The 17,512-nt window shown below is 42.7% G+C and carries 8 protein-coding genes; 5 read left to right on the top strand and 3 right to left on the bottom strand.

The genetic code is table 11. The annotated features are described in order from the left end of the window. Positions 1-35: 35 nt before the first annotated feature. Positions 36-2,567 (top strand): peptidoglycan glycosyltransferase/peptidoglycan DD-transpeptidase MrcA, encoded by a 2,532-nt coding sequence (gene mrcA / locus AACX38_RS04560; protein WP_228863627.1) that lies wholly within the window; start codon positions 36-38, stop codon positions 2,565-2,567. Between the two features lie 111 nt (positions 2,568-2,678). Here mrcA and AACX38_RS04565 read toward each other — a convergent pair whose 3' ends face one another. Together AACX38_RS04565 and nudE are read right to left on the bottom strand one after the other, a co-directional pair. Further along, the gene (locus AACX38_RS04565; protein WP_228863628.1) at positions 2,679-9,833 is read right to left on the bottom strand and encodes a Tc toxin subunit A-related protein; all 7,155 of its coding nucleotides are present in this window, start codon (positions 9,831-9,833) and stop codon (positions 2,679-2,681) included. Between the two features lie 452 nt (positions 9,834-10,285). Beyond that, positions 10,286-10,837, bottom strand: a complete 552-nt coding sequence (gene nudE / locus AACX38_RS04570; RefSeq protein WP_228863629.1) for an ADP compounds hydrolase NudE — start codon at positions 10,835-10,837, stop codon at positions 10,286-10,288. 274 nt (positions 10,838-11,111) lie between these two features. Here nudE and AACX38_RS04575 point away from each other — a divergent pair, with 274 nt between their 5' ends. From AACX38_RS04575 to pckA, 4 genes are all read left to right on the top strand, one after another. Beyond that, positions 11,112-13,220 (top strand): IgaA/UmoB family intracellular growth attenuator, encoded by a 2,109-nt coding sequence (locus AACX38_RS04575; protein WP_255712011.1) that lies wholly within the window; start codon positions 11,112-11,114, stop codon positions 13,218-13,220. 113 nt (positions 13,221-13,333) lie between these two features. Further along, positions 13,334-13,753 (top strand): ribosome-associated heat shock protein Hsp15, encoded by a 420-nt coding sequence (hslR, locus tag AACX38_RS04580; RefSeq protein WP_099111038.1) that lies wholly within the window; start codon positions 13,334-13,336, stop codon positions 13,751-13,753. 86 nt (positions 13,754-13,839) lie between these two features. Continuing rightward, the gene (gene hslO / locus AACX38_RS04585) at positions 13,840-14,700 is read left to right on the top strand and encodes an Hsp33 family molecular chaperone HslO (protein WP_228863630.1); all 861 of its coding nucleotides are present in this window, start codon (positions 13,840-13,842) and stop codon (positions 14,698-14,700) included. A gap of 217 nt (positions 14,701-14,917) precedes the next feature. After that, positions 14,918-16,537 carry a phosphoenolpyruvate carboxykinase (ATP) gene (pckA, locus tag AACX38_RS04590; protein ID WP_228863631.1) on the top strand — a complete coding sequence of 540 codons (1,620 nt, stop codon included), beginning with the start codon at positions 14,918-14,920 and terminating at the stop codon, positions 16,535-16,537. Between the two features lie 123 nt (positions 16,538-16,660). On the opposite strand, the gene AACX38_RS04595 is transcribed toward pckA, so the two are convergent. After that, a complete protein-coding gene (locus AACX38_RS04595; RefSeq protein ID WP_228863632.1) occupies positions 16,661-17,356 on the bottom strand; it encodes a pirin family protein in 696 nt (231 codons plus the stop codon). Positions 17,357-17,512 lie beyond the last annotated feature (156 nt).

The raw sequence follows: 17,512 nt of genomic DNA on the forward strand, positions 1-17,512 counted from the left end.
AAACTGCCTCATTAACATGGCGTGAGAAATTTCAGGTGAAGTTCATAAAGTATTTTTTGATCCTTGTCGTTTTTTGCATTTTTCTGGGAACTGCCTCGATTTTTGGTTTGTACAAATATATCGAGCCACAGTTACCTGATGTCGCGACGTTAAAGGATGTCCGATTACAGACACCGATGCAGGTGTTCAGTGCTGATGGCGAACTCATCGCTCAATATGGCGAAAAACGCCGTATACCGCTTACCCTATCCGAAATGCCTCCGTTGTTGGTAAAAGCCTTTATTGCCACAGAGGATAGCCGTTTTTATGAACACCACGGTGTTGATCCGATAGGTATTATTCGTGCTGCTTCCATTATGATGACTTCGGGGCACGCTTCTCAGGGAGCGAGTACCATCACACAGCAGCTTGCGAGAAACTTTTTTCTTACCCCGGAAAAGACTTTGATTCGTAAGGCGAAAGAAGTATTTCTGGCGATTAGAATTGAGCAGATGTTAACCAAGGATGAAATTCTTGAGCTGTATCTTAATAAGATCCATCTTGGTTATCGTGCGTATGGTGTCGGTGCTGCAGCGCATGTTTATTTCGGCAAAAACGTGAATGAGTTGACACTAAGTGAAATGGCGATGATTGCCGGATTGCCGAAAGCCCCTTCAACTTTAAACCCGCTGTATTCTTATGAGCGCGCGACTAATCGCCGTAATGTGGTGCTGGGGCGTATGCTGGAAGAGGGCTACATTACTCAGCAGCAGTATTATCAGGCCAGAAGTGAGAAATTAGTTGCCAGTTACCACACCCCGCAGATTGCGTTTTCTGCACCTTATCTGACTGAAATGGTCAGACAGGATCTGATTAACCGTTATGGTGAAAATGCGTATACGGATGGTTATAAGGTCTATACCACGGTGACACGCAAAATCCAGCTGGCTGCCGTCGATGCCGTTCGTACTAATGTGATTGATTATGATATGCGTCATGGTTATCGCGGTGCTCAGGATGTGTTATGGAAGCCAGGCCAGCTTTCATGGAACAAGTTTAAGATTATCGATAAGCTGAAAGCCTTACCGAAATATGGCCCTTTGTTGCCTGCGGTTGTCATGAAATCTAATGCTAATCAGGCTGAAGTGATGCTGACAGATGGCAGCAGAGTTGAGCTGACTATGGCGGGAGTCCGCTGGGCACGTCAGTTCAAAACTGACAGCCTGCAAGGACCGGCACCACAGAGTGTGAATAGCGTCATTCGGGCTGGTGAGCAGATCTGGGTCAGAAAGGTCAATAACGTCTGGTGGCTGGCTCAATTGCCGGAAGTGAATGCGGCGTTGATCTCCATTAACCCAATAAATGGTGCGGTAGAAGCGCTGGTTGGAGGTTTCAATTTTGAATTAAGCCAATTTAACCGGGTGACTCAATCATTGCGTCAGGTTGGCTCCAATATCAAGCCATTCCTGTATACCGCTGCGATGGATAAAGGGCTGACGCTGGCATCATTGCTGAATGATGCACCTATCAGCCGTTGGGATGCTGGTGCAGGTACTGACTGGCGCCCGAAAAACTCGCCTCCGACCTATGATGGCCCGGTTCGTTTGCGTCAGGGACTGGGGCAGTCCAAGAACGTGGTGATGGTACGTGCTATGCGTGCGATGGGTGTCGATTATGCGGCTGACTATCTGAAACGCTTTGGCTTACCGGGAGAGAATGTTGTTCGTACAGAATCACTGGCGCTGGGCTCACCTTCTTTCACACCAATGCAGTTAGTACGCGGCTATGCAGTGATGGCGAACGGTGGCTATCTGGTTGATCCTTACTTCATTAACAAAATTGAAAATGATGAAGGAAAAGTTCTGTACGAAGCGAAACCTAAGGTTGCCTGCCCACAATGTACTGATATTCCGGTGATCTACGGGGATACAACACGCTCTATCGAGCTGTCTGAAGATTCGATTGAGAACGTAGCTCATTCCGATGTTTCCCAAAACCCCGTGTTACTACCACAGCCGGATCTGGAAAGTGTCGCGCCTAATCTGTACGTTGATGATCAGCAATATGCTCCGCATGTTATCAGCACGCCACTGGCATTTTTAATCCATGATGCCCTGAAAACCAACATCTTTGGTGAACCGGGCTGGATGGGAACGGGTTGGCGCGCCGCCCGCGATTTGAAACGTCGTGATATTGGCGGTAAAACCGGGACAACCAATAGTTCGAAAGATGCATGGTTCTCTGGTTATGGGCCGGATATGGTGGCAACAGTCTGGATTGGTTTTGATGAACACAGCAGAAGTCTGGGACGTACTCCGGCTCTGAAAGGAGAAGGTGGAGCGAAAACGGCTCAGCCAATCTGGGATGACTTCATGAAAATGGCATTAGAAGGCGTGCCTGAAAAACTGATGGAGGCTCCTCAAGGCATTGTGTCTGTCACGATTGATCGGGCTACGGGTAAGCTCTCTAGCGGTGGAAAAAATACCCGTGCAGAATATTTTATTGAGGGCACTCAACCGACAGAATATTCCGTACCAGAGGCGGGTACGACTGTCATCGAGAATGGTGAAAGCCAAGAACTGTTCTGATCAGTTTTAGATGCCTGTATTGCAGCTATTAAACCGAGATAAAAAGGCTCTGTCAGTTTCCTGACGGAGCCTTTTGTTATAGGTTATTTATTAATTTTTATAGCATAACGGCTATTTATTCATTTTATCTTTCACAGCTTTTGCGAATGGTTTACCGCCATCCACAGCGGTGTAGTGAATATGAATATTGATATCTTTTAACCGCCACACAGGTACGAGCCCCGGATAATAAAATATGTTATCGATTACATCCTGATCAGGGAACTCCAGTGTCCAGGTGGAAATAGCGCCTGTACCTTCGAACGGCAGATAACGGTCATCATCAAACATCAGGGTATATAGCCAATTTTCTTTCGCCACACTGCCATCATCCTCACTCAAAGAAGAAAGAGCGATTTGCTGTTGAGCGCGCAGATTATTAACCACATTTTTGCTGTTACCTGCTTTCCTGTTTGGGTCATAGAGCCAATTAACTCCGTCCATATCCGGATGGGTTAAGGTAGAACTACTGGTTTGGGTCAGGATCGCACTAATCTCTGATGACAGGACAGAGCCAAGATTCAGAGTATCCAGAGAGATTGAAACGGAAATCCGTTTAATCTGACGCAGATAATGGCCGGGATAATTGTCATCAAACAGTTTTGAATTCAGGGTAAAGCTGATGGATTGTTTATTATCGATCTGTTTTCTTAATCCGCCGCTCGTCAGTAATGAACTGAGGGAGACCGTTTTCTTAATATTCAGACGGCGCTCATTGCGCTGTAGCCATGCGTTTTCCATTTGCAGCAGATCCAGCTGTAATGATTCCCCGGCCAGTAGCCCACGATAAGAGTCGTTCCATGCAGAGGTCTTGATAAAGCCTTGGCGCTTGTAATCTCCGACTTCATAGCGCCAGCTACTTTCTGCCATCAGACACATGGAGAGAACTGCGTCATAAGCCGGAGCATACAGGGCAGCCAGACGCCCCATCAGCCATTGGTAGGTGGGAACGATCAAAAATCCGCTGGTCATAAATTCATATAGCTCACGGGCTGCGGATTGTTGAGCCTGAGCTTCCCGCAGAGCTGTATTAGCACTTTTGATGAGTAATTCCTGTTCTTGTAACTGACTCTCGATGATATTGATTTCACTTTGAGCCTGTTTATATTCAATTTCCCATTCTTGACGGCGACGTTCGTAGTCTGCGCTGTCCTGAAGCCTGTCAGCCGTAAGAGCTAATACACTGGAAATCAATTCAGAAATGATGGCTGCATTTTTAATCGGAGCGGCGTATTTTCCTCCACCAACAGCCAGACCAAAAATATTAGGAACAACTTCCAGTGCGGCACCAGCGGCATAAAAAGGAGATGCTGCTGCTTTGACTGCTTCTGCTGATGTTTTTATTGCCAGCGCGGATGTTTCCAGAGCAGAAAGATTTTCTTCATATAGATTGTGGTAATGTTCATGCCTTTCTTGCGCCATCTTTTTACTCTCTTCCAGAGTCGCTTTACCCAGTTTGGCAATCTGAACGGCTTCCTGTTGTAGTTCAATGGCAAAAGCAGATAATCTGAGAACGTGTGATTGTTCCAGCACTTTTTGCTCTATATTAATTTTGCTTTCAATCGCCTGAAATAATCGGTGTCCCATTTCAGTGAGTTGCTTCACGGCTTCACTGGCACGTCTTAGCATAATGGGGAAGCGATATGGCGGGACTTGTTGCTGTAGATTGCTTGGTAAATTGTTGGCATACGCTGAGTTTCTTAGTGCTAGACTATTCGAATCTGCAATACTGGAATAAAGAGGTAAAGGCTGTATTTTTCCATCCAGAGTCAAGCCATGACGCAGGTTGTGGAGTCTATTTTCCAGTGTTTTTTGAGCGTTAATTAATTGGTTATTAAAGGGTGATTTAAATAAGCTATTAACGAGTGATATTTGGGGTTTAAAGGAAGTTTTAATCTCTTCAAGAGTCATCGGATGCCAGTGAGTTGCATCCAGACCTTCCGGTAATGTGCCAAGTAGTAATAGTGCTTGTTGATAACATAATCCTGCTTCGTTGAGGCTATCTCTTGTCAACTGCCGATACAGGTTATCCCCTTCTTGTATCCAGAGCCTGATTAGAAAGTGAAATAATGCTTTCTGGTAATAAATAGGCAGGCTATAAGCAATCGTATCAGGATCATAGTTTCTTATTTGAGGTAAATTACTGCCGGGTTCTATTATGGGACGAGAATTCCACATTCTGATAGTCCCATAAGGATTAAATAGATATTTGAGCAACCAATAACGGGCATCATAGAAGCGCTGTTCTTCACTAAGCCGCGATGAGACCAAAAAAGGCATATGAAAAAATAACTCCCAGAAATAGAGTCCGTTGGCTCCGTGAAAGTCAACTTTTACTGGAGGATGTGTATCATCCAGTTCAGGTTCAGATAAAGATTGAGTATCCCATGCCAGAACTCGATCGATAGATTGGGTGGCTCTTGCAACCAGTTGTTTACCAAAGAGAGTATTTAAACGGATAGCATTAAAACTAAAGTTCAGACTCTGAATATCTAAATATTGAGCCTGTTTGTCAGTCCGGCGTAGTGTAATTGAGGGTACTTTATCGATATCTTTTACAGTGAATTGATATTCATTTGAGGTTTCTATTAAGTTCTTATTAACAAACACATTGGCGTGAACAACTTCTACCTCTAGCGTGGAAGAGAGTGTGAAATTATATTTTTCCTCTTCTGAAATAAGATCAACGATAATTTCACCCGTAGATGCTTTACCATTTAGTTTGGTTTTTTTCTTAGTTAGCTCTTTGTGATAAGGTTTGTTAATCTTCAGAGCTAATTCCGTCTCTGTGTTTTCCCAACCATCTTCGATTGAAAATATTATTTGATCCAAGGGGATTTTTTCTTCACTTGCAATAGATATTTTTTTGCTAATATACACATTCCATTGAGTGCTTTTTTGATATGCTGATTGGTTTATCCAATTAAAATCAAAGGTTTTTGTTAGTTTTTTGTTTTTCGATTCATTAGGTAAAAGGAAAAATAATTCAGTTTGATTATATAGAATAGAGCATGTTTTCTCTGGTTCTTTTTCTCCCAACCATTCAAAATTAAATGTTTTTATACTAGTGTCACTTGCTGGAATATTAATTTTAATGTGAATATCATCATTATGAATTTCCGTGTTAATTTCTTCAGATGGAAATGATGATATGTTATCTATTTTCCATTCTCCCATTGTACCCAAATTTTTGGGGTTGCGTTTAATCAAAGTATTAAATCCATTCAGAATGATTTTCGTTCCATCTTCGTTAAGTTTGGCTTTTAATACTAAATTAGTATAGCGGTTATGTTCGTCAGGTTTTAATGTGATAAATTTCTGTGTACCCGCATAATGATGCTGTAATGTGTCGGGATTATTGAAGATCTTATACCAAGAAGTAACGAGATTTATTTCATCATTCTTATTGAGAGTTTTTTTATCTACCAGTAGTAAATCACGTAATTCAAGGTAGTAATCTGTATTTTTCTTCCAAATGCTGGTATCTGTTTTTGTTGAATCATATAACAAGACTCCCATCCACGGATCATCTTCACGCTGTACATCTACCATTGCAATCAATGCTGGTTTGTATTTTTCATCTTTCAGGTAAGGATTATCCTTATCAAGAATTCGCTTACCGTCTTTAGTCGGATATTCACCATTAGCGTCTGTACCATCCAGCCGGAATAACATATTCGGTGCGCTCCATTCACCGTTGCTTTGCTTGAAGGTAAATTTCACATTGATGGCACGGTAATCCGTTGGTTTTTGATCAACTCCCATCAATGGTGTGGCTTCACGTTCAACCCAGATGGCATATTGACGACCAGAAATAACAATTGGCCGGATTGCCAGTAAGGTTCCTGATAGCGAAAGAGTGATTTTTTCCCATTCACGCCAGGCTAGTGGGCTGATAACGTTATTGCTGTCACGTAGGCTGATATCAAGAGATCGCCAGTAATATTCCACTGGTTCAGCATTATTTTTGCCAATAAAATGATAGCTATCACTCGCTGGATCTGTGCCGTTGATATAACCACTAATTAATTGTAAGTTACTGATTCGTTCAAATTCTGTCAGGTAACGTAGGATAGCGGTTTGAATCATGTCGTTATTTAAACGAGACTGGCCTAAATCATTTTCCAAATCGGTAAATGCGCGGGTTTTACGTAGCCTACGGGCTGGGTCAATAAAGTTTTCCGGGAAGTTGTTTTGTCTCTGTAAAACTTGCCAGTGACTATATTGGCTCAGATACCGATTCCAGTTTTCAACACGTTCATCTGAAATAGTTTGCACACCATAGCCTATTTCCATACAGGAAAAGAGACGGAATAAATAGCGTTGCAGACTGGCGATAGCGAAAGCTACCCGGCTGGTATCAACTTCTGCGGCAACCTGTATATCAGTCAGAAAATAGTTTGAAAGGTCTTCAATGGTGACGATATCTGACAATGAATCATCAGAAGGTGCCCAGCGTCGTAAAAGGTAATCTACCAGTGCATCACGCCAGAGTTCATTGAGTAAACCTTCCGGTTGGGATTGATCTTTGGGATTAATAGCGGCAAATAAAGCACTACTGACCTGATGCCAGTGATCATAACTGGATGTGGTGCTCAGTTTAGCCACATCTAATAATGGCTGAACTGACATTTCGCTTTTCTCTGCTAGTGCTTTTAGCCGCATCACGTTACTGATGCCGACAATGTTTTGTGCCACTTTCGGGGCAAAGTATTGTGTTACGCGAAGGATTTCTTTATCTGACCAGCCTATCAATTCAGCCAGATTGGCGGCTGCCTGTTCTGCGGTCCAGACGTTTGTAGCAGGTGGGTTCTGACCGATTTGGTTGGCCTGACGCAGATAATAAATAACATCGTCTTCTGTTTTATTCTCAGGTAATAAACTAAGCCAATCACTATAGCGGCTCAGGCGATGGAGGAAGGTCAGATCAAGGGCGCGGAGTTTGCCATCTTTTTGCAGTTTGAACCAATCCGGATGGTCAATCAGGGTTTCTATGCTTTTTTCTGTCAGTTTGAATATATTGCAAATCGCGGCGTAACGGCTGAGATCGTACCATGCAGCAACAGCTTTATCTTTGCGTTGTTGATCACCTAAATTGCGGGACAGTGCTATGGTATTACGCAGAAAATCAGCTTGTTTGTTGTTTGTCCAGCGTAATAGCGGTAGGGAAAGCGTATTATCAATGCCAAATACATGGTTAACGGCGTTAATAATGAGATCTTGCTGAGCAACAAACGCATTGGTCAGTAACGTTACCAGATTTTGCGTCCAGATATCCCCCTGTTGTTTCCATGCGGCTTCCTGAGCCAGATCTTTGAGTATTTTATTCACTTCATTGAACAGGGCTTTTTCGCTCTCGCCGCTAGTTGAAATTACACTGTCCAGAATAATACCGAATTGTGTATCCACCAGTTTGGCGAGCGCAGTCATCCAAATGACGGATGTGTTTTTTGCCTGAAAGCCCTGCATGGCAGAAGCGATTTTATCTTCGCTCAGCATGGCATCACTTGCACTGGGAATAACGGATCTGATTTTTTTAATCCAATCAATATTTTCAATATCAGCAGAGGTATTGCTGCCGGACTGATAAGGCATCAGTAATAGGTTAAGGGACAAGGGAGATAGATTATGCTGCTTAATCCATTGCGTGGCATTCATGACAGCGATAAGTACATCGAGAATATCAATGGCTTTAGCGTCCTTAGCTAATATCGGAATACCTGCCAGTTGTTGCAGATAGTTCGGATTATCGCGGTTCAATAGCAACAATAGCCCCAGACTTTCTTTCACTGACATGCGCAATATGCGGGGTATGGCAACCAGACGATACAGGGCGGAAACCACATCCAGCGAACGTTTGGGCTTGTTCAGGTTCTGTGCCTGCATAACGAAAGAAAGTAATATCTGGCAGGTTGCATCATCAATATTCAACCCCCGGCATAACTGGTTGATAGTCAGTGCATCGATGCCTTCGGTCGCGGCGGGATCAAATTCTTTATCATCCAGAACCAGCACAAATGAAGAAGATGCCTGTTGTGACAATCCCGGCGCATTGAAAAGCTGATCAAAGAAAGAGAGTTTGTTCTCAAGAGAGTAGGGGGTTACTTGGCCGATAAAAGCGGCAAATTGCTCAGCGGTGACGTTATATTCCTGCTGAAAATGCAGAAATACTCCCAACGTGCGCAGAGTTGCTTCTGTTATTAAAAACTCAGTCTGTTTTTCTGCTTTACTGGCTGTTGCCAATAATAGATCTAGATCTTCATAGCTGAGTTTTAATGCTTTCTGGATATGAAGAAAACGCTGGATACGGTCAAAGTTATCGTTACTGGCTTCTTTAATCCGGATAACATCTTTTGCCGTGTCTTTATCTTTTGTTTTTTCCAGATAGAGAGCGGGGGCTTTACCTGCGTTGATATAGGAAGCGGCATAGTTGGCCCCGGAGGGAAATTGTTTATCCGCATTATCCGGTTTCGTGACGTTACCGGAGTAGGTGACGATACTGTGAGTCTTGGTTTCTTCGGCGATTCCGTTAACCGCAAACAATGATTCTGCTTCCTGAGACGTCAGGCCGGTTTGTTGAGTGAATCTGGTGAGACGCTCCAGAGATCCTGCGGCTTTGGCTGTATCTCCTTTGATACCGTAATATTTTTCGAAGAAATCTTTTTGGCTGCTTTGCGATGTTTCCAGTAATAGCGCCTGAAGTTTCGGTGCCAGTGTGCTGCTTATCATCATTGCTGTTTGCAGCGAGTCAGCACTCAGATTGTCATCGATAAAATTGGGATACTTGCTGTCTGCCCGTTGGATCAAATCCAGTAATGGGATCTCTTTTTTTGCTAATACGGTTGTCGTTTGCTTGAGCGGAAAGTGGAATGGCAACGAAAGCGGGTAATGAATATCAGCCAGAGAATGGGTCAAAGGCTGGTTATTATTGATATGAGTTTTGACTTTTTCAGCCAGAGCTTCAATGACGAGTGGTAACAGGCTACTGGTCTGATTGAGGTTAGTGCTATCGAGCAATAATTTTTCGATATCAGCCCGCCGCTGGCTGAGAAAACGGGCACTTTCTTTGTCTGCATCTTTTTCAAACATCTGAATCTGTTGGTACAGCTCAACCAGATAGGCTAACGGCCCGTCATTGGCTTCGGGTAAACCCGGAAAACAATAAAGATCCTGATTATCGTTAAAGAGTGTCTTATAACTAATCTGTGAATTTATATTATTTGCCATACATGATTACCTTTGAAATAGAAATTCGATTAAAAGAAAACAGCACTTCTATTCTTCGTAACACCTTTCTCATAACATTAAGTTATGTTTCTGGCGCTATTGAAACGGTTACACTATGGCCTGTTATTGTGAGCTATCCAGCCTAAAATATATTTCGGATCTGATCGTTTATTAAAAAGTTATTTTATTTCAATGGGATTTTTAAAGTTGAGTTTATTAAATGAATCATAAAGGGATTGTCAGAGGAATATCGCGATTGGCGGGTATTAATTTTTAAATAATAATAAATATGTTTATTTGTTATCTTTAATAAAGTGAATTCTTTTGTGTATGCTCAGTATAGTGAAAAAATAGGTATTAAAGATGGTTGTCTCCAATACCCCTTTTTCATAAAGTTATATTATTAATTTCAATTATTCAGATAAGCCATCAGCGCTGCTGTAAATGTAGTCTTAACATGCTTCATTCAGGTATCGTTGTGCAAAAAATAAAGCGCTGACATTTCTGGCTTCGTTGAAATCGGGATGTTCCAGTAGTGACATCATGTCTGCTATCGGCCAGCGGATCTGTACCAGTGGTTCCGGTTCATCTCCTTCCAGATCTTCGGGGTATAAATCCTGTGCAATCACGATATTCATTTTGCTGGAAAAATAAGAAGGCGCCATCGTCAATTTTTTCAACAACTCCAGTTTTCTGGCACCTAATCCCACCTCTTCCTTTAATTCACGATTAGCCGCTTCAAGAATACTCTCCCCTGCATCAATCGCGCCTTTAGGAAAACCTAATTCATATTGTTCAATACCGACGGCGTACTCACGTATCAGAAGTAAGTCATCACCAATTACCGGAATAATGAGAACCGCTTCATGATTGGCAGGTTTCATTCGTTCATAAATACGTCTGGCACCATTACTGAATTCAAGATCGACGGACTGGATGTTGAATAAACGAGAATGGGCAATATTATTTATATTCAATATTTTAGGCTTTTTCAGTTCAATCATGCTTGCCCCTGATGGTTGTTGCGTATTTAAACTTTGCTTTAATATGGCTGATTATGTTAGTAAATGATAGCGATTATCGCTTGTATGTATTTTTGTTATGGTCTTACTTTGCATAAAATGCTGTTTTTTGTGAATTGGTGTGAGAAAATTTATATAACATGTTGTAAATAAAATTAAAAATAGAAGTCGAGAATAGGAATAACCTGATTCTGCGGGTTTCTTTCGATTGTTATTTTGTCAGTTTCTTACCTGCTGTCATGGGCGTGGAGAACAAATGAGCTCACTGGTCATTATATTGGCTATTTTTATTATTAGCCTGACTATAATGGCTTCCTTTCTGACTTTCAGATGGAGGCGGTCTGATAACGCGCGTTATATGTCATTGAAGACTAACACAGTCAGTCGTAAGTTGAGTGCAGTCGAATTTCAGGTTATTGAATCTTATTTGAAAAATATCTTACCCCAGACGAAATTAGACAGAAGCTACGTATCCGGCTACCCGGTATTTCCCATCAGGGATAATAACGTTTATACCATCAGCCATACTATCACCCGTTTTTCTGCTGTTTCCGGGGAAACGCAGCACTGGCGTTACTATCTCGATGAAACAGAAATCTATTTTCCAGCCTTGCTTGAACCTTTCGTTAATCAGCGCAATACAATCGATATTGTTGAAACTTCTTCAATGCCGCTGGTCATTGCGGTAAATGGTCACAGTCTGACAGACTATCAGCAAGACCTGCTGGTTACACCGAGTATCAAAAAAGCAGAGCACGCTTCAATTCAGAAAAACGGTAATTCGAATGCTAACCTGCTGTACCTGCGTAAAGAAACCCCGGAAGAGTATCGCCTGCGTCACTCAACAGGTATTCAGGAAGGTGTGCTGATGTGTGTTGGCTTATCGTTGTGGTTTCTGGCGCTTTTTGTTCCTTCTCCACTATTGCCGTGGCTGATGCTGGTTTCTGTGCTGTTTATTCTTGCCAGTTTCTGGCCGTTTTTCAGGTTACCCTCTGCACGTAATTATTTGAATATAAGCTGTTTCAGCGGAATATTGAAACGCTGGGGGGTATTCAGTGAATTTGAGCCGGAAAACAAAAAGAACATCTCTCTGGGAGGCGTTGATCTCATTTATCCTGTTCATTGGGAGCCGTATGTTACGCATGAACTTGATAAAAATACTGATGTAGAAATGTACTCCAATGGCCATGTTGTCCGTCAGGGGCAGCATCTTTCATTGAATGAGGAGGAAAGGCTTTACCCTTATCAACGTTACCAGAAGAATCAGATGCTGGTGGTGTTTTCTATCTTAGCCATGCTTATACTGTATTTTTATCAGCCGGTTAGCCTATCGATGCGATTAAGTTTCGCGTGGCTGCATGGCAATAACACCACAGTCATTACTGATGCCGGTGAGTTATCGAATATACCACTGCGGGAAGGGGATGTACTGAGGGTTAAAGGTACGGGAATGTGTTACATGCCACCAAAATCAGGGACACTTTCTTCCCCGGATGATTTTTCTTTTTTACCGTTTGATTGCCTTGGTATCTATTGGAACAATGGCAGCTCATTACCTATTCCCGAATCGGAGATTATTAATAAAGCTTCGGCGTTACTGACAACAGTGAATGAACAATTGCGTCCTATGGAGCATGCCCGGAAATATAATCCCGGCCTGAATGAAGTGATTACTAAATCGGGAATGATATTGCTCGACAATTTTCCTCAGATTATTTTGAAGACGAATGCGCTTTGCTTCAAGGAAGGCGATTGTAACCGGCTGAAAAATGCACTCGTCAATTTAAGTAATGCTAAAAGTTGGGATAATCTCCTAAGTCAGGCTGAAAAAGGGAAACTGAATGGAACTAAGGTTCTGCTACGTTCTGTCAGTGCGGATGCATTAGGAAAGTTAGTTGATTCCACTGCAGCTTCATTTGTCCAGCAGGAAACGGATAGATACAGTATTCTCCTGAACAGTCCTCCACCGGGGGGCGTTTTATTGATTAGTGATGAAAATCGTCCATTAGTTGAATATCCTATTTCATCGTTTGTTACTTATGATTCCAATGCATTGCAGCAATGGCATGAATTATTACGGCAGGCGGGAATGTTGACGCATGTGCCATTTGAAACGAAAGGCATCGTCACGGCGTTATCGGAAGATGCAAATGGCACCCGCCATATAACGCTGCACAGTGAGCCTGATTCTATAACACTGATTCGTTATCTGGGTAGCTGCCTTTTTCTGGCGGTAATTATGGCGACGCTGATAGTCAATGGGATACTGGTTATCCAGAAAAAACAAAAAAACAGACAGCGTTTGCTGCGGATAAAACAGCACTACGATAGTTGCTTCAATGTGAAACAACCACCAATGAGTTAGCGATAACTCGGTGGGCTATGCTACCCTGAACCTGTTTTTTGTCATCTCCGATCAGGTATTGTTATTACACATTACCCGTTAATATTGAAACAGAACAATCAGAGAGAACAATCATGCCTAATTCAGACAACGATCAAGCTGTTCGCCTTGATAAGTGGCTGTGGGCAGCCCGTTTTTACAAAACCCGTTCCACTGCGCGTGACATGATTGATGGAGGAAAAGTCCATTATAATGGTCAGCGTGGAAAGCCGAGTAAACTGGTTGAGTTGAATGCTGTCATTAAACTGCGTCAGGGTAGTGATGAGAGAACAGTCACCGTTCTGGCCCTCAGCAGCCAAAGGCGTGGTGCTACAGAAGCCCAGCAGCTTTATCAGGAAACGGAAGAAAGCATTATTAAACGGGAAAAAATGGCGTTAGCCCGTAAAATGAATGCACTAACGATGCCACATCCTGATCGTCGCCCGGATAAGAAAGAGCGGCGTACACTGATTAAGTTCAAGAATACAAAATTAAATGAGTCGGGACATTCCTAACTAAATTCGAGTTGCTTCGCGTTGCCAGCAAAGCGGCGGCTTGAAAGATAAAGGGAATAACCGCCTCAGTGAAATGAGAGAGATTTATGATCAAGCATGACCAATTACACCGCTTTTTATTTGAAAGTCATTCTGTCAGGGGTGAACTTGTTACTGTCAGTGAGACTTACCAGCGGATGTTGGAAAATCACGATTTTCCTCAACCTGTACAGCAGTTACTGGGTGAATTGTTGGTCGCAACCAGCCTGTTGACCGCGACCCTGAAATTCAACGGAGATATTACCGTACAAATTCAGGGCGACGGGCCAGTTAAGCTGGCGGTTATCAATGGTAATAACCAGCAACAAATGCGTGGTACTGCCCGTATTGATGGTGATATCAGTGCTGAAAGCAGCCTGCGTGATATGGTTGGTAATGGTTATATGGTCATTACAGTTACGCCAACAGAAGGTGAGCGCTATCAGGGTGTTGTAGCACTGGAAGGAGAGACACTGGCGGAATGTCTGGATGCTTACTTCAGGCAGTCAGAACAGTTACCAACCAGCTTGTTCATCCGCACAGGTGTACAGGATGGCAAAATGGCGGCGGGTGGTATGTTATTGCAGAGCTTGCCGAGCGCGCAAACCGGTGATGTTGATATGCTTGACCATCTGGTTCAGCTCACGACAACCATCAAAGGTGAAGAACTGTTTACACTGGATATCAAAGAAATTCTGTATCGTCTTTACCATGAAGAAGATGTCACCCTGTATGAACCTCAGCAGGTTGAATTCCGTTGTGGTTGTTCTCATCAACGCTGTGCCGATACTCTGGCAACTTTACCAGAAGCGGATCTGCAAGATATTCTCCATAAAGATGGCAAAATTGACATGGAATGTGAGTTTTGTGGAATGCATTATATTTTCGATGAAAAAGCGATTAATAAAATAAAAGAAGTGAAGCAATAATAATTATATTGATTGTATTTATGTATTGATTTTGGAGGGCGTATTTATACGCCCTTTTTATTATTAAAAATTTTTTGTTTCGTGTTCTGTGTCTCATATAACACTAAAAAAAATAATAAGTTTTCAATTTTTTGATAACAATCGCGGTTAATTAGTCATAATTATTTATTATTTCCGGCTGAGACAGAGATTAAATCTAACTGATCAGGAGCAATAAATGAGCGTTACAGGCGTTACTGCGCAGGAGCTTGCGGTTTATGGTATTCGTGATATCAGCGAAGTTATCTATAACCCAAGCTATGAATTGTTATTTTCTGAAGAAACTAAATCCTCTTTACAGGGATATGAGAAAGGAACATTGACCAACCTTGGCGCTGTCGCAGTAGATACTGGGATTTTTACAGGGCGTTCTCCTAAAGATAAATACATTGTACGTGATGAAGTGACTCGCGATACAGTGTGGTGGGCAGATCAGGGAAAAGGTAAGAACGATAATAAACCTCTCAGTCAGGAAACCTGGTCTCATCTTAAGGGGTTAGTTACTCAGCAGCTTTCAGGCAAACGTTTGTTTGTGGTCGATGCGTTCTGTGGTGCGAATGCGGATACTCGCCTGAAAGTGCGTTTCATCACAGAAGTGGCGTGGCAGGCTCATTTTGTCAAAAACATGTTTATTCGCCCTTCGGATGAAGAGCTGATCGATTTCACGCCGGACTTCATTGTGATGAACGGTGCTAAGTGCACGAATCCACAATGGAAAGAGCAGGGCCTGAACTCTGAAAACTTTGTTGCTTTTAACCTGACAGAAAGAATGCAATTGATCGGTGGTACTTGGTATGGCGGTGAGATGAAAAAGGGCATGTTCTCAATGATGAACTACCTGCTGCCACTGAAAGGTATTGCTTCCATGCACTGTTCCGCTAACGTGGGTGAGCAGGGCGATGTTGCTGTTTTCTTTGGTCTTTCCGGTACAGGTAAAACCACGCTTTCCACTGATCCGAAACGTAAACTGATCGGTGATGATGAACATGGCTGGGATGACGACGGCGTATTTAACTTTGAAGGTGGTTGTTATGCAAAAACCATCAACTTGTCGAAAGAAGCTGAACCAGATATTTATCACGCTATTCGCCGTGATGCCCTGCTTGAAAATGTCACCGTGCTGGCAGATGGCTCGGTTGATTTCAACGATGGTTCTAAAACAGAAAATACCCGCGTTTCCTATCCTATCTACCATATTGAAAATATCGTTAAGCCGGTATCAAAAGCCGGACACGCAACTAAAGTTATTTTCCTGACGGCTGATGCTTTCGGTGTATTACCTCCTGTTTCCCGCCTGACGCCAGAACAGACTCAGTATCACTTTCTGTCTGGTTTTACCGCTAAACTTGCCGGAACAGAGCGTGGTGTCACTGAACCAACGCCGACATTCTCCGCGTGTTTTGGTGCGGCATTCCTGTCGTTACATCCGACACAGTATGCTGAAGTGCTGGTTAAGCGTATGCAGGCATCCGGTGCAAAAGCCTATTTGGTTAACACTGGCTGGAACGGCACAGGCAAACGAATCTCTATCAAAGATACCCGCGCGATTATTGATGCAATCCTAAGTGGCGATATTGAAGATGCAGATACCGTCGAATTGCCGATTTTTGACCTGACTGTCCCAACGACATTGCCGGGCGTTGATAGCGGTATTCTTGATCCACGCAATACTTATGCAGATAAATCGGAGTGGGATGTTAAAGCCAAAGATCTGGCTGAGCGTTTCATTAATAACTTCGACAAATATACCGATACCGCCGCTGGCGCTGCATTGGTAAAAGCTGGGCCGAAGTTGTAAGAGTTTCAGACTATCTGCATTAAATAAAGTGGGAGAACGATCCCACTTTAAGTTGTTAACAAACCCCGTTGAAAAACTAGCGGGGTTTATCACTATGACGTTTCTTACTTTTTGGAAGAGTGATCAATTAGGCGGCAGATCAAACAATAAGATTTCACTCTGTTGATTTGCGGTTATCTGAATGTCGGATTCATCCCTGATAGCGATACCGTCGCTAATCCCTGCTTTTACACCGTTGACATCGATTTCGCCGTGAACCACTTGAAGCCAGATTTTTCGCGGTTTTTCTATATGATATTCGTACCTTTCACTACGTTTCAATGTATGACGCCATAACGTCATATCTTGAAATATCTTTAATGAACCATCACGGGCATCAGGTGAAAGTATGAGCTGGTGGTTTTTTTCCGGCTCAAAGCGGCGTTGTTCATAGCGGGGCGTCAGATTATTTTCTGCTGGCATAATCCAGATTTGGTATAAGTGAAGAGGGTTATCATGATGTGGATTATATTCTGAGTGGCGAATACCAGTACCTGCGCTCATTATCTGAAACTCGCCTGCTGATATTTGTCCCAGATTTCCCATATTATCCTGATGTTCTACTGTACCGGACAGAACATAAGTCAGAATTTCCATATCACGATGAGGATGCATGCCAAATCCTTGACCACCATCAATCAGGTCCTCATTGATGACTCTTAGGGTAGAGAAGCCCATGAAGTTGGCATCATAATAATGTGCAAATGAAAAAGTGTGCCAGCTATCCAGCCAGCCATGATTAGCGTGGCCTCGTTCTGAAGCCTTACGTAGGTAAATCATCTTCAAAATCCCTCAACATTTTTTCATAGTCTAGTTGATGGAGTTAAATATGAAATATTAGAAATTTAATATTAATGATCAAAAATTTTGAATAATAAAAAGAGGATATTAAGCATAAAAAAAAGCCAACATCAAGATGCTGGCTATAAAGTAAAC

It is taken from the genome of Xenorhabdus sp. PB30.3 (assembly GCF_963895965.1).
Classification (GTDB): Bacteria; Pseudomonadota; Gammaproteobacteria; order Enterobacterales; family Enterobacteriaceae; genus Xenorhabdus; species Xenorhabdus stockiae.

Bases quoted from the DNA above. Each gene is read 5' to 3' on its own strand.
- nudE (WP_228863629.1), bottom strand. From the start codon at position 10,837: ATGATTGAACTGAAAAAGCCTAAAATATTGAATATAAATAATATTGCC.
- AACX38_RS04565 (WP_228863628.1), bottom strand. From the start codon at position 9,833: ATGGCAAATAATATAAATTCACAGATTAGTTATAAGACACTCTTTAAC.
- AACX38_RS04575 (WP_255712011.1), top strand. From the start codon at position 11,112: ATGAGCTCACTGGTCATTATATTGGCTATTTTTATTATTAGCCTGACT.
- AACX38_RS04595 (WP_228863632.1), bottom strand. From the start codon at position 17,356: ATGATTTACCTACGTAAGGCTTCAGAACGAGGCCACGCTAATCATGGC.
- hslR (WP_099111038.1), top strand. From the start codon at position 13,334: ATGCCTAATTCAGACAACGATCAAGCTGTTCGCCTTGATAAGTGGCTG.
- hslO (WP_228863630.1), top strand. From the start codon at position 13,840: ATGATCAAGCATGACCAATTACACCGCTTTTTATTTGAAAGTCATTCT.
- pckA (WP_228863631.1), top strand. From the start codon at position 14,918: ATGAGCGTTACAGGCGTTACTGCGCAGGAGCTTGCGGTTTATGGTATT.